Origin of the sequence: Micromonospora sp. DT178, from assembly GCF_049841695.1 — a bacterium.
Taxonomy (GTDB): Bacteria; Actinomycetota; Actinomycetes; order Mycobacteriales; family Micromonosporaceae; genus Micromonospora.
Genome location: NZ_JBNCKV010000001.1, coordinates 662587 through 678207 on the forward strand (window position 1 = coordinate 662587; position 15621 = coordinate 678207).

At 75.1% G+C, this 15621-nt stretch carries 18 protein-coding genes; 11 read left to right on the forward strand and 7 right to left on the reverse strand.

The window, feature by feature from the left end:
* The first annotated feature begins 97 nt into the window (after positions 1–97).
* The 5 genes from ACLQ22_RS03080 to ACLQ22_RS03100 are packed head-to-tail and all read left to right on the forward strand — an operon-like array spanning position 98 to position 4101.
* Positions 98–1738, forward strand: a complete 1641-nt coding sequence (locus ACLQ22_RS03080; protein WP_425690956.1) for an AAA family ATPase — start codon at positions 98–100, stop codon at positions 1736–1738.
* A gap of 31 nt (positions 1739–1769) precedes the next feature.
* Complete coding sequence (locus tag ACLQ22_RS03085; protein ID WP_425690957.1) at positions 1770–2222, forward strand: hypothetical protein; 453 nt, start codon at positions 1770–1772, stop codon at positions 2220–2222.
* A complete protein-coding gene (locus ACLQ22_RS03090; RefSeq protein WP_425690958.1) occupies positions 2222–2434 on the forward strand; it encodes a DUF2997 domain-containing protein in 213 nt (70 codons plus the stop codon). The genes ACLQ22_RS03085 and ACLQ22_RS03090 overlap by 1 nt, the downstream gene beginning before the upstream one ends.
* Positions 2418–3425 carry a ComEA family DNA-binding protein gene (locus ACLQ22_RS03095; protein WP_425690959.1) on the forward strand — a complete coding sequence of 336 codons (1008 nt, stop codon included), beginning with the start codon at positions 2418–2420 and terminating at the stop codon, positions 3423–3425. Before ACLQ22_RS03090 ends, ACLQ22_RS03095 begins: the two co-directional genes overlap by 17 nt.
* Complete coding sequence (locus ACLQ22_RS03100; protein WP_425690960.1) at positions 3418–4101, forward strand: 4Fe-4S single cluster domain-containing protein; 684 nt, start codon at positions 3418–3420, stop codon at positions 4099–4101. Before ACLQ22_RS03095 ends, ACLQ22_RS03100 begins: the two co-directional genes overlap by 8 nt.
* Before the next feature lie 108 nt (positions 4102–4209).
* On the opposite strand, the gene ACLQ22_RS03105 is transcribed toward ACLQ22_RS03100, so the two are convergent.
* The 5 genes from ACLQ22_RS03105 to ACLQ22_RS03125 all read right to left on the reverse strand — a co-directional run bounded on the left by ACLQ22_RS03105 (position 4210) and on the right by ACLQ22_RS03125 (position 8772).
* On the reverse strand, positions 4210–5628 hold the full coding sequence (locus ACLQ22_RS03105) for an amino acid permease (protein ID WP_121396375.1): 1419 nt from the start codon (positions 5626–5628) through the stop codon (positions 4210–4212).
* Between the two features lie 125 nt (positions 5629–5753).
* Positions 5754–6296, reverse strand: a complete 543-nt coding sequence (locus tag ACLQ22_RS03110) for an SOUL family heme-binding protein (RefSeq protein WP_425690961.1) — start codon at positions 6294–6296, stop codon at positions 5754–5756.
* Between the two features lie 39 nt (positions 6297–6335).
* On the reverse strand, positions 6336–7079 hold the full coding sequence (locus ACLQ22_RS03115; protein ID WP_425690962.1) for a YqeB family protein: 744 nt from the start codon (positions 7077–7079) through the stop codon (positions 6336–6338).
* Positions 7080–7081: 2 nt separating this feature from the next.
* A complete protein-coding gene (locus tag ACLQ22_RS03120) occupies positions 7082–7879 on the reverse strand; it encodes an ABC transporter permease (RefSeq protein ID WP_425690963.1) in 798 nt (265 codons plus the stop codon).
* The gene (locus tag ACLQ22_RS03125; RefSeq protein ID WP_425690964.1) at positions 7876–8772 is read right to left on the reverse strand and encodes an ABC transporter ATP-binding protein; all 897 of its coding nucleotides are present in this window, start codon (positions 8770–8772) and stop codon (positions 7876–7878) included. Before ACLQ22_RS03125 ends, ACLQ22_RS03120 begins: the two co-directional genes overlap by 4 nt.
* A gap of 134 nt (positions 8773–8906) precedes the next feature.
* Between ACLQ22_RS03125 and ACLQ22_RS03130 the strand changes: the two genes are divergently transcribed.
* From ACLQ22_RS03130 to ACLQ22_RS03140, 3 genes are all read left to right on the forward strand, one after another.
* Positions 8907–10160, forward strand: a complete 1254-nt coding sequence (locus ACLQ22_RS03130) for a sensor histidine kinase (RefSeq protein ID WP_425690965.1) — start codon at positions 8907–8909, stop codon at positions 10158–10160.
* A complete protein-coding gene (locus tag ACLQ22_RS03135; protein WP_425691070.1) occupies positions 10139–10858 on the forward strand; it encodes a response regulator in 720 nt (239 codons plus the stop codon). The genes ACLQ22_RS03130 and ACLQ22_RS03135 overlap by 22 nt, the downstream gene beginning before the upstream one ends.
* 99 nt (positions 10859–10957) lie before the next feature.
* Complete coding sequence (locus tag ACLQ22_RS03140; RefSeq protein ID WP_425690966.1) at positions 10958–11401, forward strand: hypothetical protein; 444 nt, start codon at positions 10958–10960, stop codon at positions 11399–11401.
* 134 nt (positions 11402–11535) lie between these two features.
* Here the strand turns inward: ACLQ22_RS03140 and ACLQ22_RS03145 are convergent, their stop codons facing one another.
* Positions 11536–12324 (reverse strand): D-Ala-D-Ala carboxypeptidase family metallohydrolase, encoded by a 789-nt coding sequence (locus ACLQ22_RS03145; RefSeq protein WP_425690967.1) that lies wholly within the window; start codon positions 12322–12324, stop codon positions 11536–11538.
* Positions 12325–12628: 304 nt separating this feature from the next.
* On the opposite strand from ACLQ22_RS03145, the gene ACLQ22_RS03150 reads away from it, so the two are divergent.
* Positions 12629–13270, forward strand: a complete 642-nt coding sequence (locus ACLQ22_RS03150; protein ID WP_366640529.1) for a DUF6642 family protein — start codon at positions 12629–12631, stop codon at positions 13268–13270.
* Between the two features lie 77 nt (positions 13271–13347).
* A complete protein-coding gene (locus ACLQ22_RS03155) occupies positions 13348–13812 on the forward strand; it encodes a PPOX class F420-dependent oxidoreductase (RefSeq protein ID WP_366640527.1) in 465 nt (154 codons plus the stop codon).
* Between the two features lie 72 nt (positions 13813–13884).
* Here the strand turns inward: ACLQ22_RS03155 and ACLQ22_RS03160 are convergent, their stop codons facing one another.
* Complete coding sequence (locus ACLQ22_RS03160; protein ID WP_425690968.1) at positions 13885–14526, reverse strand: NAD(P)-dependent oxidoreductase; 642 nt, start codon at positions 14524–14526, stop codon at positions 13885–13887.
* A gap of 180 nt (positions 14527–14706) precedes the next feature.
* Between ACLQ22_RS03160 and ACLQ22_RS03165 the strand changes: the two genes are divergently transcribed.
* Positions 14707–15585: a hypothetical protein gene (locus tag ACLQ22_RS03165; RefSeq protein ID WP_425690969.1), complete on the forward strand. Its 879-nt coding sequence runs from the start codon at positions 14707–14709 to the stop codon at positions 15583–15585.
* The last annotated feature ends 36 nt before the right edge of the window (positions 15586–15621 follow it).

Here is a 15621-nt window from a genome sequence, read left to right on the forward strand (position 1 = left end):
CCGCCAACCTCATGATCGACGCCGGGGTCGGGGGTGGGTGGGGCTGTTAGAGTTCCGCTGCTCGTGGGTCGGGTGGGTGGGAGGGGGAGTGAGGGTGGTGGTGCCATTTCGTGACGCGCTGTCGCAGATGCTCAAGGCGCGCTTCCCGGTCCTCTACGTCGAGTCGTCCGAGGAACAGCGGGTGGTCGCCGAGGTCTGCGCCGTCGCCCAGGACGCCACCCTCGTCCGCACGCCCCGGGCGGTGTGGACCTGGTCGCTGACGACGGGGCTCGTGCAGCCCGACGGCGTCGCCCGCAAGGGCACCACCGACCCGGACGACGCGCTGGCCGCCGCGCTGCGCCTCGACCACCCCAGTGTGCTGATCTTCAAGGACCTGCACCCGGCGCACGGCAGCAGCGACCGGCCGGGCACCCCCGGCGTGGTCCGCCGGCTGCGGGACGTGGTGGCGGCGTTCAAGGCCGGCCCGGTGCCGCGCACCCTCGTCCTGGTCTCGCCGGTGCTGCACATCCCGGTGGAGCTGGAGAAGGACGTGACCATCGTCGACTTCCCGCTGCCCACCGAGACGGAGATCCGGCGGGTGCTCGACGGCATGATCGCCGCCAACTCCGCCAGCGGCCGGATCCGGATCGCACTGGACGACCTCGGCCGGGAACGGCTCGCCAAGGCGGCCCTCGGGCTCACCCTGCACGAGGCGGAGAACGCGTTCGCCCGCGCCATGGTCAACGACGGCGTGCTCGACGGCAGCGATCTCGCCGTCGTGCACGAGGAGAAGCGGCAGACCGTACGCAAGTCGGGGCTGCTGGAGTTCGTCGACGCCCCGGTCGACCTCGCCGACGTCGGCGGGCTGGAGAACCTGAAGCGGTGGCTGGCCAAGCGGGACGGTTCCTGGCTGGCCGAGGCGGCGGCGTACGGGCTGCCCGCGCCCCGGGGCGTCCTGATCACCGGGGTGCCCGGCTGCGGCAAGTCGCTGACCGCGAAGGCGATCGCCTCGGCCTGGGGCCTGCCGCTGCTGCGGCTGGACGTCGGCCGGGTCTTCGCCGGGCTCGTCGGGTCGAGCGAGCAGAACATGCGTACCGCCATCCGGACCGCCGAGGCGACCGCGCCCTGCGTGCTGTGGGTCGACGAGATCGAGAAGGGCTTCGTCGGCGGGGCCGGCGACTCCGGCACCTCCGCCCGGGTCTTCGGCTCCTTCCTGACCTGGATGCAGGAGAAGGCCCAGCCCGTCTTCGTCATCGCGACCGCCAACGACTTCGAGCGGCTGCCCCCGGAACTGCTCCGCAAGGGACGCTTCGACGAGATCTTCTTCGTCGACCTGCCGACCCGCGCGGAACGGGCGTCGATCTGGCGGGTCCACCTCGCCCGGCGGCTGCGCAACCCGGCCGTCGCCGGCGCCCTGACGCCCGACGACGCCCTGCTCGGCGAACTCGCCGGGCTCAGCGAGGGCTACTCGGGGGCCGAGATCGAGCAGGCCGTCGTCGGCGGGCTCTTCGACGCCTTCGCCGAACGGCGTCCGCTGCGCCGCGACGACCTGGTCCGGGCCCTGGTCAGCATGGTGCCGCTCAGCGTCACCCAGGCGGAACGCATCGACGCCGTACGCTCCTGGGCCGACGCCCGCGCCGTCGCCGCCACCGCCGCCGAGGACTGGGACCTCGGCGGTCGCCCCGCCGGCCCGGGCGGCTCCCGCCCCGGCGGTCCGGGGCAGCAACGGGGGCAGGGCGGGCGAGCGGTCGAGTTCTAGTCTGTGGGTCGACACCGAGGGAAGGGCCCCGATGAGCGTCTCACTGATACTCCTGCCGCTGGCCGTCGCCGCCGTCGCCGCGACCCATGGCGCCACCGCCGGGCGGGACGGGGAGGGCCGCGTCGTCTGCGAGGTGCAGACCCGGATGCGGGACGAGACGCTGCTCGTCGCCGCGTTGGGCGACACCGGCGCGGTGGTCACCACCGAGCCGGACGCGATCATCGCGGACTGGGCCGAGGTGCGGGCCGGCTTCCGACGCGGCGAGGACGGCATCTGGTCGGCGCACTTCACGGGCGAGGTCGACGAGCAGCGGGCCGTCGAGGCGGTCCGGGCCATCGACGCCGCGTACGGGCGGCAGGTCCAGCGGGCGGTGCTGGAGCGGCTGCGCGAGCAGGCCCCCGCCGCCGGGCTGCGGCTGGAGTCCGAACAGGTCACCGAGGACGCGAGCGTCCGCCTGGTGTTCGCCGTCGAGGGCAGGTCGTGATGGGCGGGCAGCCGCGGATCGTGGTCACCGTGACCAGCGAGGGCGTCGTGAGCGCCGAGACCCGGGACGTGCTCGGCGACGACTGCCTCGACTACATCGCCGTGCTGGAGGACCTGCTGGCGGCCCGCACGGTACGCAGCGCGTACACCGCCGACCACGATCGCGCGGCCGTGGTCGCGCGGCAGGAGCAACGTGATGTCGAACGCGCCTAGCCCCGGCTGGCCGCCCCCGGCCGTGCCCCGGCCGAGCGCGATGTGGCAGGTGTTGCAGAGCTGGTGGCTGCTGCTGCCCGTCCTCGGGTGCAGCTGCCTCGGTGGCTTCGGGTTCATCTACGTGGGCCTGCGGGCCCGGCGCGCGGCCTGGTGGATCCCCGGCATCGTCTACGCCGTGGTGGGCTGGGCGGCGTTCATCCTCGTCGGCGAGTCGGACAGTAAGAGCGCCCTCAGTGACTGGGCGGTCGGCGCCCTCCTGGCCGTGTGGGTCGGCAGCATCCTGCACGCCGCGCTGATCAACCCGGCGTGGCTGCGCTGGCTCACCGACCGCCGGGCTAGGTCCGCGGCGGCGGGGGCGTGGCCCGGCGGCGCGTACCCGCTGGCTCCGCTGCCCGGGACGGCTCCCGCCGGCCCGATCCCCGCTCCCTACCCGGGCATGTCCCTGGCGTATCCGCCCGGTCCGCCGACGGGGTACCCGTCCCCGGCGTACCCGCCCGCACCCCCGCCGGGGTACCCGCCCGGGTCGCCGTCCTACCCGGCCGCGTCGCCGGGATATCCGCCCGGGTCGCCGGCCTATCCGCCGGGGTCGCCGGTGGGGTATCCGCCCGCGCCGGCGGGGTATGCGCCGCCGGCGGCCGACCCGACGATGGTGCCGTACCAGCCCGTCGACCCCTTCGGGACCGGGCCGGTCGCGACGCCCGTGTCGCAGCCGGACCGGCCGGCCGCCGCAGCGCCGGCCCCGGGGCCGCTCGACGTCAACACGGCTGGGCCGGAGGCCCTCGCGTCGCTGCCCGGCTTCGATCCGCCGCGCGCCCGCAAGGTGCTGGCCGAGCGGGAACGGCGCGGCTCCTTCGGCAGCCTGGCCGAGTTCGCCGCCGCCGCCGACCTGGCCCCCCACGAGTACGCGCGCCTGCGCGACGCCGTGGCCTGCCTCCCGCCCGTCGGGCCGGTGCCCGGGCAGCCGCCACCCGGCCGGGTCCTCGATGTCTGACGACGGTCCCGGGCCCCGCCCGGCGGTCGGGGCGGAGGCGGTGTCGGTGGCCCGGTTCCTGGCCGCCACCCGCGCGGAGGGGCCGGGCGAGCGGACGGCCGTCTGGGTGCAGGGCTGCGCCATCCGCTGCCCCGGTTGCTTCAACCCGCACCTGTGGACCTTCCGGGGCGGGGAACGCGTCGCCCCCGCCGACCTGGTGCGCCGGGTGCTGGACGCCGGCACCGAGGGGCTGACGCTGCTGGGCGGCGAGCCCTTCGACCAGGCCGCCCCGCTGGCCGCCGTCGCCGCCGGGGTACGCGCCGCCGGGCGTTCGGTGATGACCTTCACCGGCTACACCGGGGCGCAGCTGCACCGGGCGGTCGACGCCGGCCGGGACGACGTCTCGGCGCTGCTGGCGGCGACCGACCTCCTCGTCGCCGGGCCGTTCCTGGCCGACCGGATCGACACCCGGCGGCCCTGGGTGGGTTCCACCAACCAGGAGTTCGTGCTGCTCGGCGACCGCTTCCCGGGCCTGCTCGACGAAGTGTCGCGCAGCCCGGACCGGGTCGAGGTGACCGTCGACGCCGCCGGCCGGATCGCGGTGAACGGCTGGGCCGAGGTCGACGCCCTCGACGAGCTGCTGGCGTCGGTGACCGGCCCGCAGCCCCGGCGGGCGGGCACCTCCGGACGCGGGTGACCGCCTCCGGTCCCGGGTCGGGCGCGCCGGTGCCCACCCGACGCCTGACGCCGGACGGCCTTGTGGCCCGATGCTCCGGCGGCCCGGTGCCGGGCGTGCGGGCCGACCTCAGTCCCGGCGGGCCAGCGCCGAGCGTCGGTAGCCGTAGAGGGCGTAGATGACCGCGCCGATGAGGAACCAGACGGCGAAGCGCAGCCACGTCTCCGGGGCCAGGTAGGTGATCAGCCAGAGGGAGAAGGCCGCGCCCAGCGCCGGCACCACGGGCATGCCCGGCAGCCGGAAGGTGCGCGGCGCGTCGGGGCGGCGGTAGCGCAGCACGATCACCGCGACGCAGACCACCACGAAGGCCAGCAGGATGCCGATGTTGGTCAGCTCGGCGGCCTCCCGGATCGGCAGGAAGCCGGCGATCAGGGCCGAGCCCACGCCGACGATCCAGGTGACCCGGCTCGGCACCCGGCGGACCGGGTGCAGCTTGGCGAACCACCCCGGCAGCAGCCCGTCCCGGCTCATCGAGAACCACACCCGCGTGACGCCGAGCATGAAGGTGAACATCACGGTCAGGATGCCGATGATCGCGCCGACCGCGATCACGCTGGCCAGGCCGGAGAGCCCCACGGAGGCGAACGCGGAGGAGAAGCCGCTCTCCGGGTCGATGTCCCGGTAGTTCTGCATGCCGGTCAGCACCAGGGTGGCCAGCACGTAGAGGACCATCGAGATCGCCAGCGAGTAGATGATCGCCTTGGGCATGTGCCGGCGGGCGTCCTTCGACTCCTCGGCGGCGGTGCTCATCGCGTCGTAGCCGAACACGGCGAAGAAGACCGTGGCCGCGCCGGTGAACGCCCCGCCCAGCCCGAAGGGGAAGAACGGCGAGTAGTTCTCGGTGCGGATGTGGAAGAAGCCGACCACGACGACCAGCAGCACCACGGCGATCTTCAACCCGACGACGATCGTCTCGAAGCGGGCGGCGGACTTGATCCCGAGGTTCAGCAGGAACGCGATGAACAGGCAGAGGACCACCGCGAACAGGTCGACCACCCGTCCCTCGCCGGTGCCCGGGGCGCCAAGCATCCAGGCCGGCAGGTCCACCCCCAGCTCGCCCACCAGGAACGAGAAGTAGCCGGAGATGCCGATCGCCACCACGGCCACGATCGCGGTGTACTCCAGCAGCAGGTCCCAGCCGATGAACCAGCCCACCGCCTCGCCGAGCACCGCGTACCCGTAGGTGTAGGCCGAGCCGGCCTTCGGGATCATGCCGGCGAACTCGGCGTACGACAGTGCTGCCGCCGCACTGGCGAGCCCCGCGATCAGGAACGAGACCAGCACGGCCGGGCCGGCGGTCTCGCTCGCCACGGCACCGGCCAGGGCGAAGATGCCCGCGCCGATGATGCCGCCCACCCCGATGGCGGTGAGCTGCCAGAGCCCGAGGGAACGCGCGAGCCCGTCCCCGGTCTCGTCGGCGATCTCCTCGACCGGCTTGCGGCGGAAGATGCCCGTGCCGCCGCCCGCCGTCCGTCCCGTGGAGGTCATCGTCGTCCCCCTTCCCGACCCGCCCGACGTGCCCGACCCGCCGGCTGCGATGCCCGTGCGGGTACCCGCGAACGACGCCGGTAAATCTCCAACGAGGACACCGGGGCCGGGATGCGGCAGCGGGCTCACTCGGCGATCGGCAGCACGACCTCGTTGTGGCGCAGGAACCACGGCTTCCACGGCGGATCGAAGCGCGCGTACCGGACCGCGCCGGTGGGGCGCAGCCCGGCCGCGGTGACCGCGCGGCCCAGCGCGGTCGCCCGCCGGTCGAACGCCCGGGCCGTCCAGCGGCCCGCGAAGCGCGTCGCGGCGGCGAGCTGTTCGGGGACCATCCGGGTGCGCACCCGGGGGTCCGTCGGCTCGGGCAGCGTGTCGGGGGTGAGGCCCGCCGGCATCACGAGCCATACCAGCCAGTGGCCCGGTCGGTCCCCCTCCTCCTGCACGAACGGGACCGTCAGGGCGACCGGCTCCGGGCCCGTCTCCCGGGCGGTCGCCCGCCGGGTGCGGTTGGCGCCGCGCAGGTACGCGCCGAGCGGCGTGAAGGCGTCCCGGGCGGCCTGCTCGAACGCGCCCTCCGCCCGCACCTCGGCGACCAGGTGGGCCGGGTAGCGGCGCAGCTCGAAGCCGGGGTGCCGGGCCACCACCCGGTACGGCTGCTGCTCGGTCATCGCGCGCTCCCCGTGCCCCGGGCCCCGTCGGGAGCAACGCTACCGGCCCTCGACCTCCGGCTCAGCCGAAGTCGCGTCCTGCGGCCGGGGGAGCGGGGCGGCCCGGGTCAGCCGCCAGTACTGCCGCCGGCCGTCGTCGCGGACCACCACCCCGGTGCGGCCCAGCTCGCCGCGCAGCTCCCGGGCCTCGCCGCCCCGGTCGGCGTCGAGGGCCCGCTGCCGGGCCCGCAGCAGCGCGTCCGCGCCGGTCGGCAGCCCGGGCAGGCCGGGCACCCACCGCCGGTACGCGTCCCGGTGCGGGTCGCCGTCGGTCCACGGCCAGCCGTGCGCGCGGAAGGCGTCGCGCAGCCGGTCGACGGCCAGGTCCGACCGCTCCCGGACCAGTTCCTCGTCGTCCGCGCCGAGCAGCACCAGGTTCTTGCCGTCGACGAAGACGGCGCGCACCGGTCGCCGGTCGACCTGCCGGTCCGTGCGGTCGCGGCGCAGTCGGACCCGTTCGGTGTCGACGGTGACGGCGAGCCGCTCGGCGGTGCCGACGGCGGCGACCAGCAGGCCGCCCAGCGTGCCGAGAGCCACCCCGCCGATGCCGGCCTGCGGGTCCGGCAGCCGGGCCACCAGCTCGAACACATCCTGAGCGGGGGCCCAGGACAGCCCGGCGACCCACTCCGCGCCCGCGACGAGCAGCCACCCGGCGCCCGCGCCGAGCGTCGGGATGCCGCCCCAGAGGACCGCCAGTTCCGCCACGCCGCCGTCGACGACGGTGGGGGCGCCGTAGCCGTCCACCGTCAGGACACCTCGCGCCGCAGCGTGCGGACCAGCCCCGCGACCAGCGGCACGGCCAGCCAGACCAGCAGCGACACGGCGAAGCGTCCCCACTGCCCGGCGGTCACGTCCGGCGTGAGCAGCGGCTCCATGGTCCGGCCCGTGTCGAGCCAGCCCGCCGGGCCGCGCAGCGGCCGGATCATCTCGCCGAGGATCGACCAGAGGGTCGGCAGCAGCAGGAAGCCGACGATCGCCACCGGGGTGTTGAGCAGCAGCAGGCCGAAGCCGGCCCCCATCAGCACGTTGGCCACCTGGAGCACCACGGCGTGCAGCACCAGGGCCCATTCCATGCGCCAGGTGCCGGCGCCGCCGGTGGCCCCGGCGACCAGCGTGCCGGCGGCGGCCACGCCGAGGCTCACCAGCACCGACGCCAGGGCCGCCAGCACCATCGCCGCCAGCTTCGCGACGATCACCCGGCCCCGCCGGGGCACCAGGGCGAACGTGGTGAGCGCCGTGCGCTGCGACCACTCCCCGGTGATCGACAGGATGCCCAGCACGGGCAGCAGCAGCCCGATCGGCAGCAGCGAGGAGAGGAAGAAGTTGGCGAAGGTCTGCGCGGCGTCGTCCGTCCAGATCAGCTGGACCACCACGAGGGCGGCGGCGAGCAGCCCGATGGTGATCAGCAGCCAGAGCCCGGCCCGGGTGTCGACGAGCTTGCGCAGCTCCACGCCGGTGAGCCGGAGCAGCGACGGCCGGCGTACGTCGGAATGGCGCGCAGGCGCGGCGGCGGCGGGCGGGCTGGCGGTGGTGGCGGTGGTCATCGGACGGCCTCCTGGGTCGACGCGCCGGCGGTCAGGGTGAGGAAGAGCTGTTCCAGGCCGCCGCTGCCGGCCGACCGCAGTTCGGTGAGGGCGACGCCGGCGTCGGCGGCGGCCTGCCCGACCGCCTCGGCGTCGGCGTGGACCAGCAGCCCCTCGGTGCCCTCGGTGACGGCCAGCCCGGCCCGCTCCAACGCGCCGCGCAGTGCCACGGCGTCCCGGGCCCGCACCAGCGTCCCGCCGCCGGCCAGCAACTCGGTCTTGTCCCCCTGGGCCACGATCCGGCCGCCCCCGATGACCACCAGCCGGTCCGCGACCGCCTCCACCTCGCGCAGCAGGTGGGAGGAGAGCAGCACCGTGCCGCCCCGGTCGGCGAAGTCGCGCAGCAGGCCGCGCATCCAGAAGATCCCCTCCGGGTCCAGGCCGTTGGCCGGCTCGTCAAGGATCAGCACCCGGGGGTCGCCCAGCAGGGCGTGCGCCAGGCCGAGCCGCTGCCGCATCCCCAGCGAGTACGCCCGGAGGCGGCGCTTCGCCGCGACCTCGTTCAGCCCGACCAGGTCGAGCTTGGTGGCGACCTGCCGGCGGTCCACGCCCATGGTCGCCGCGGCCACGGTGAGCGCCTCCCGCCCGGTGCGCCCGGCGTGCTGGGCGGAGGCGTCCAGCAGCACGCCCACCTCCCGCCCGGGGTTGGGCAGTTCCCGGTACGGCCGGCCGCCGACCGTCGCGCCGCCGCCGCTGGGTGGCGTGAGTCCACAGATCATCCGCATGGTGGTGGACTTGCCGGCGCCGTTCGGCCCCAGGAAGCCGGTGACGGTGCCCGGCTCGCAGCGGAACGACACGTCGTCGACGGCGGTGTGCCGCCCGTACCGTTTGGTGAGGTGTTCCACGCTGATCATGCCGGTCACGCTGCCGGAGCCACCCGGTCACCCGCTGCGGCCGACGGTCTCGTCCGGCGGCTACCTTGGTCGACGCCAGGGTCTCGACTTTGGTAGCTGGTCGGCCCGCCGGGCGGCTGCCTAGCATGGGTCGCGTGACCAGTGCCGCCGTACCGGAGCACCCCTGGCTGCTGCCGGGGGCGCTGAGCGTCGACCCGGCGGCGCGGGTGGGGCGGGGGCCGCGTCGCACCACCCGCGACTGGGTGGTGGACGGCCTCTGCTTCCTGCTCTCCCTCGGCTGGGTGCTGCTGGCCACGGCCGACGCGGCCTCGTTCGACCCGCAGTTCGCCACCCCGCTGCCGCAGCGCTGGATGGTCCCGGCCGACGCCCTGCTCGGGCTCGTCTGCTGCGCGCTGCTCTGGGTGCGGCGCCGGTGGCCGGTGGGGCTCGCCGTCGCAACCGTACCGCTGACCCTGTTCTCGATGGCGGCGGCGATCCCGCTGCTGATCATCTACTTCACCGTGGTGGTGCACCGCCGCACGGGCGTCGCGCTGGCGGTGACCGCCGCCGGTCTGGTCACCAACTTCGCCTTCAGCTACCTGCGCCCGGATCCGCAGATGCCGTACTGGATCACGACCGCCTGGGGGGTGGTGCTCAGCCTCTCCGTGCTGGCGTGGGGCATGTTCGTCCGGGCCCGGCGGCAGCTCGTCGTGTCGCTGCGCGAGCGCGCCGAGCGGGCGGAGGCGGAGCAGCAGTTGCGGGTGGCGCAGGTCCGGCACCTGGAGCGCACCCGGATCGCCCGCGAGATGCACGACGTGCTGGCACACCGGATCTCGCTGCTCAGCCTGCACGCCGGCGCGCTGGAGTTCCGGCCGGACGCGCCGCCGGAGGAGGTGGCGCGGGCGGCCGGGGTGATCCGGGGCAGCGCCCACGCCGCGTTGCAGGACCTGCGCGAGGTGATCGGGGTGCTCCGCGCGGAGACCACCGTCGAGGCGGATCCCGAGCGCCCGCAGCCCACCCTGGGCGACCTGCCCGCGCTCGTCGAGGAGTCCCGGTCGGCCGGGGCGCGGATCGGCGTCCGCGAGGTGGTCACCTCGGCGGAACGGGTGCCCGCGGCGGTGGGGCGCAGCGTCTACCGGATCGTGCAGGAGGGGCTCACCAACGCCCGCAAGCACGCGGCCGGCGCGGCGGTCACCGTCGACGTGGCCGGCGCCCCCGGCGACGGGCTGACCGTGGAGATCCGCAACCGGTGGCCGGTCGGCGGCATCGCCGGCCCGGAGATCCCCGGCGCCGGGACCGGGCTGGTCGGCATCGCGGAGCGGGTCAGCCTGGCCGGCGGCCGGCTGGAGTACGGGCGGGACGACGCGGGCGACTTCCGGCTGGCCGCCTGGCTGCCGTGGCCGGCGTGACCGGCCCGACGGCGGACGGGCCCGAGCCCGACCGGCCGGTGCGGGTGCTGATCGTCGACGACGACGCGCTGGTCCGGGCCGGCCTGTCGATGATCCTCGGCGGGGTGCCGGACCTGCTCGTGGTCGGGGAGGCCGCCGACGGCAGCGAGGTGCCCGCCGCCGTGGCCGCCTGCGCGCCGGACGTGGTGCTGATGGACATCCGGATGCCCCGGCTCGACGGTCTCGCGGCCACCGAGGCGCTGCGCGCGTCGCCCGACCCGCCGGAGGTGCTGGTGCTGACCACCTTCGACGCCGACGAGCAGGTGCTCCGGGCGCTGCGGGCCGGGGCCGGCGGCTTCCTGCTCAAGGACACCCCGCCGGCCGAGATCGTGCGGGCGGTGCGTCGGGTGGCGGCGGGCGAGGCGACGCTCTCCCCGGCGGTGACCCGCCGGCTGATCGACCACGTCACCGCGCCGGGCGCGGCGGGCGGCCCCGACCCGCGCCGGGAGCGGGCGCTGCGGCAGCTCGCCGGGCTCAGCGAGCGGGAGCACGAGGTCGCGGTCGCGCTCGGGCAGGGCCGGACGAACGCGGAGATCGCCGCCGAGCTGTTCATGAGCGTCGCGACCGTCAAGGCGTACGTGTCGCGGCTGCTGGTGAAGCTCGGCCTGAACAACCGGGTCCAGGTCGCCCTGCTGGTGCACGACGCCGGGCTCGTCTGAGGCGGGATTGAACCTTCCGGGGCCGGGGGCCGTACCAGTCGCCGAGGATGCGGTGCGGCGGGCCAGCCGCACCGCTGCCGGAGCCGCGGGAGGCCTGCCGTGCGGGTTGGTGAGCAGTCGACGGATCCCATCGACCAGATCCTGGGCGAGGTGCCGGTACCGGCGCCGCTGACCCCCGAGGACGTCCGGCTCGCGGTCCGGGCGGTGGTGGTGCACGCCGCCGAGGAGTGGCCGGCCGGCCCGCTGTGCCGCAACGACGGCGCGACGTACCCGTGCCGGCTGCACCGCTGGGGTCGGCGGGTGCTGGAGCGGCACGGGCTCAACGAGCGGCAGATCGACGCCCTGGTGCGGCACGGCAATCCCTTCGTGCACGTGCCGTTCCCGTTCACGGTGACCGGCCCCGCGCCGAGCACCCGCGCACCACGCACCACCGCCGGGCAGCCGGGCGGCCCGCGCGCGGTCGCGCCCGGCGCCCGTCCCGCCGGCCCCGGCCGGCCGGTGGCTCCCCCCGCCACCGCGCCACGCTGGCCCCGGGCGAGCTGAACGGGGGTAACGCCGGCGCGACCGCCGGCCCGCCGGGCGGAGGTACGCCCGCCGGCGGGACCGCGGGAGACCACGCCGGCCCGGTGCGCGGGGTTCCCACCCGCGCACCGGGCCGGCGTCGTCGTCCGGCCGGCTCAGTCGTTGCCGGCGCCGATCCCGCAGTCCGGCGCGGACCAACTGGTGGTGTTCGAGGTGTTGTCGCTGTTGTTCTCCCGCCGCGAGTCCACGTGCACGTGGTCGTCGTGGTCCGGGTAACCGGGACCGTAGATCCCGCTGAAGCCCCGGTTGCGGGCGTCGCGGGCGATCTGGCACAGCGAGCTGGTGCGCGACACCACGTCGGCGGCGTTGCCGTAGAGGTGCTGGCTGTCGGACGCCCCGCCGACCTGGTTGTTGCAGGCGCGGCTGCGGAAGCCGCTGCTGACGAGCAGCGGCTTGTCGCCGAGGCTGCGCCGCATCGCCTCCAGCTTCCACATCGTGCGCAGCGCGTTCTGCCGGGTCTGCGCGGCGGAGAGCGGGCCGCCGGTCCAGCCGCCGCGACCGCAGCCGTCGTCCATCTCGCTGTAGCTGAAGTGCCGCGGCGTGCAGTCGTCGTCCTGGAGGGCGTAGAGCTTGCCGTACGTCTGCGGTCCGGCGACGCCGTCGGCCCGCAGCCCGTACGCGGCCTGGAAGCGCTTGACGGCGGCGGCGGTCTTCGGTCCGTAGCGGCCGTCGTTCTCCACGATGTCCCGGTTGCCGGCCCACCCGGCCACCCGGATCTGCAACTGGCGGACGTCGTCGCCGGAGCGCCCCTGGTAGAGGTTGCGCTGCCACGTGTAGCAGCCGTCGGCATGGGCCGCTGGCGCGGCGACCACCGTGGCGACAGCGGCTGCCGGCAACGCCAGGGCGAATGCGACAGCCGCCCGTTTCAGGGTGTTAACGCGCACAGAAGTCCTCCCGATAGGAGTGGGAATGGGGTGGCATCCGGGACATCGGCCTGGCCGTCCCGCATTTCCACAGTGGCAGGTCGACGGGCGGTTCGCGGCAATTAACAAGAATTGTCCTCACGATTCGCCGTTCCTGGGTGTTGCCTGGGCATTACGCGAATTGCGAAACGCCCATTGATCGGCAACGGGCCACAGCAGAGCGCGAACGGCACGCGAAGGCGCAGTACGGCACACGCAGGGTGATGTTCTCCCGCTGGTCCGACCCGGTAACGTCAGCGCCGGCGGGACCGGGGGAGGGGGCGACATGGCACGTGGTGGCGTCTTCTGCATCGAGGGCCAGTGGCACCGCGACCTCAACGAGCGCGGCTCCGTCCTGCCCACCCTGGAACTGCTCGAACGGCTCGGAAAGATCCGTTTCATCCACAAGGACGCGGCCACCCGCGACGAGCTGTTCTACTTCCTCGACCGCTGGCTGCTCAAGCAGTACGCCGACCACCGCGTCGGCTTCTTCGCCATGCACGGCGAGCCGAGCCGGCTCTGCCTCACCGACTGGGAATCGGTGGCGCTCGCCGACGTCGCCGAGCTGATGGCGGGCCGGTGCGAGGGCCGACGGCTCTATTTCGGCAGCTGTTCGGTGCTGCGGGCCTCCGACGCGGTGCTGCGGGACTTCCTCGACGCCACCGGAGCGGCTCTGATCTGCGGATACACCCGGGAGGTGGACTGGGTCGAGTCGGCCGCCTTCGAAACCGTCCTGCTCGACGTGCTGGCCAACGGGCAGCGGCACAACGCCGCCGAACTGCGAATGGGCTCCGCGCACTGGGCGCCCCTCGCCTCGTACCTCGGATTCCGGGTGATCTACGCCAACGGCCGCGCCTGGCGGCCCTCGGTCCGCCCCCGGGTGCCGGCCCAGCCCGCCGCCGGCCGCGCCGCCCCGCGCCCCCGCTGAGGCCGCCGGGCCGACGCGCGGCGCCCGTTCCGCCCGGTGCGGTCGCCGGGCGACGGGCATCCTGGTAGGAACGAACGATGGCACGCAGCATCGCGACGAACACCCGGGTCGACCGGGCCGAGCTGACCGAGTTCCTCCGGCCACGGCACCGGGTGGTGCTGATCACCACCCGCGCCGACGGTCGGCCGCAGTCGTCCCCGGTCTCCGCCGGGGTGGACGGCGACGGGCGGTTGGTGATCTCCACCTATCCCGAGCGGGCCAAGGTCGCCAACGTCCGCCGCGACCCACGGGTGTCGGCCTGCGTGCTCTCCGACGACTGGAACGGCCCGTGGGTGCAGGTCGACGGCACCGCCGAGGTGCTGGACCTGCCGGAGGCGCTGGAGCCGCTGGTGGACTATTTCCGCTGCATCTCCGGCGAGCACCCGGACTGGGACGAGTACCGGGCGGCGATGCTCCGGCAGGGCAAGTCGCTGATCCGGGTCACCATCGAGGCGTGGGGCCCGATCGCCACCGGCGGCTTCCCCGCCCGCCTCGCCGACTGACGACCCGCCCGCCGTCCCGCGCCGCCGTGGGCCACCGCGAGTGGTGGCCCACCGCCGCCGCCCGGGCCGCCCTCAGTACGCGGCGGTGAAGCGGGCGTTCTCGTGGCGCGGCTGCTCGATCTCGTCCACGATCGCCACCGCCAGGTCCTCGTAGCTGAGCACCGAGCGGCCCTCGTGGTCGGTCACCGGCTGGTCGCCGCCGGTGCGGTAGTGCCCGGTGCGCTCGCCCGGGTGGAACTCCAGCGGCGGCGGGGAGACGTACGTCCAGCTCACCCCGTCGGCCGAGGAGCGGTAGAAGTCGAGCGCGTCGGCCTGCCCCATGGCCGCGTCGCGGTACTCCTCGGGGAAGTCCGGCTCGTCGAGGTAGCGGGTGCCCTTCGGAGTGAGCAGCGTCGACCCGCCGCCCACGTGGATGATCCGGGGCGCGGCCGGCATGCCGCGCAGCACGCCGACCAGGTTCCGCGCCGCGTCGAGCCACAGGTCGTGTCCGCCGCCGCCGATCGCCACCACCATGGCGTCCGTGTCGGGCGCCAACTCCCGTACGCTCCGCTCGCTGGTGGCGTCCCCGGTGACCACCGTGACCGCCGGCGGCAGGTACGAGGTGGCCTCCGGCCGGCGTACCGCCGCGGTGACCCGGTGCCCCCGGCCGACCGCCTCGGCGGTGATCCGCGACCCCGCGGTGCCACCCGCGCCGAACACGACGATGTTGCTCATACCGCCTCCCGCCCGGCCCGTCCGGCCCGGCGGACGTAGCCCGTCTCCAGGCTATTGACCGGCGCCGCCGCGCGCTGGCGGACCGGGGATCCCGGCCGGCCCGGCCGCCCCTTGCGTCGTCGCACGCTTCGGGGTGCACTGGTATCGGACCGTGACCGCTGAAGGCGGGGGGTGGGCGCGATGACGGAGGAACGTGACGCGTCCGCCGGGACGCCCGGGCCCCCCGATCCGTCGACGGAACCGGCGCCGGAGCCGAGGCCGCGCCGGTCGGATCGGCTGCGGGTGCTGCTGCGCCGGCTCTCACCCGCCGGCCCGCCCGCCGGCCGTTGGTTCGCCGGGGTCCTCGCGGCCGTTGTCACGGCGGTGCTGACCGCCTGGCTCGTCGCCTGGGGCCTCCTCCCCGGCACGCCCCCGCCGCCTCCGCCCGACCCCGACGCGCTGCCGTTCACGGTCGCGGTCCGCGTCGGCCACGAGGCGTCGGACGGCTGGGTGGTCGCGCCGCCGCTGGCGGACGTCCCCGCCCGGCCGGCCTGGGCGGACGACTGGTCGCGGTGGGCCCGGGAGGCCGCCGGGACGCCCGCCTCCCGGCAGTACGTCTACTTCACCGTCCAGGGGGTCGACGAGGCGCAGGTGACCCTCACCGACCTGCGGGTGCGGGTGGTGACGCGGCGCCCCGCCCTGCGGGGCGTGTTCACCGCTCCGGGCGGGGGCGGCCCGGCCGCCTACCGCTGGGTGGAGGCGAACCTGGACGAGGACCCTCCGGTGCTCACCGCCGGCCTGTTCGACGAGGGCGGGCAGAGCCTCCCCGAGCACGAGCGCAAAGAGATCCGCTTCCCGTACCGGGTGTCCCTGACCGATGCCGAGACCTTCCTCGTCATCGGCCACACGGTCGACTGTGACTGCGACTGGACGGTCGAGGTGGACTGGGCGTCGCGGGGGCGCACCGGCACCGTCACGGTCGACGACGCGGGGCGTCCCTTCCGGGTCACCGGCACGGCCGGGGTGCAGACGGAGTGCTGGACGTACCCCGACGGGATGGAGGAGTGCCGGCGGCGGTGACCCGGCGACCGGGGGCGGACCGGCACCGCGCCGCCG

What these genes read in the sequence shown, in the direction of transcription:
- ACLQ22_RS03085 (WP_425690957.1), top strand. Translation starts at nt 1,770, where the DNA reads ATGAGCGTCTCACTGATACTCCTGCCGCTGGCCGTCGCCGCCGTCGCC.
- ACLQ22_RS03090 (WP_425690958.1), top strand. Translation starts at nt 2,222, where the DNA reads ATGGGCGGGCAGCCGCGGATCGTGGTCACCGTGACCAGCGAGGGCGTC.
- ACLQ22_RS03095 (WP_425690959.1), top strand. Translation starts at nt 2,418, where the DNA reads ATGTCGAACGCGCCTAGCCCCGGCTGGCCGCCCCCGGCCGTGCCCCGG.
- ACLQ22_RS03100 (WP_425690960.1), top strand. Translation starts at nt 3,418, where the DNA reads ATGTCTGACGACGGTCCCGGGCCCCGCCCGGCGGTCGGGGCGGAGGCG.
- ACLQ22_RS03105 (WP_121396375.1), bottom strand. Translation starts at nt 5,628, where the DNA reads ATGACCTCCACGGGACGGACGGCGGGCGGCGGCACGGGCATCTTCCGC.
- ACLQ22_RS03110 (WP_425690961.1), bottom strand. Translation starts at nt 6,296, where the DNA reads ATGACCGAGCAGCAGCCGTACCGGGTGGTGGCCCGGCACCCCGGCTTC.
- ACLQ22_RS03120 (WP_425690963.1), bottom strand. Translation starts at nt 7,879, where the DNA reads ATGACCACCGCCACCACCGCCAGCCCGCCCGCCGCCGCCGCGCCTGCG.
- ACLQ22_RS03125 (WP_425690964.1), bottom strand. Translation starts at nt 8,772, where the DNA reads ATGATCAGCGTGGAACACCTCACCAAACGGTACGGGCGGCACACCGCC.
- ACLQ22_RS03150 (WP_366640529.1), top strand. Translation starts at nt 12,629, where the DNA reads ATGGCACGTGGTGGCGTCTTCTGCATCGAGGGCCAGTGGCACCGCGAC.
- ACLQ22_RS03155 (WP_366640527.1), top strand. Translation starts at nt 13,348, where the DNA reads ATGGCACGCAGCATCGCGACGAACACCCGGGTCGACCGGGCCGAGCTG.
- ACLQ22_RS03160 (WP_425690968.1), bottom strand. Translation starts at nt 14,526, where the DNA reads ATGAGCAACATCGTCGTGTTCGGCGCGGGTGGCACCGCGGGGTCGCGG.
- ACLQ22_RS03165 (WP_425690969.1), top strand. Translation starts at nt 14,707, where the DNA reads ATGACGGAGGAACGTGACGCGTCCGCCGGGACGCCCGGGCCCCCCGAT.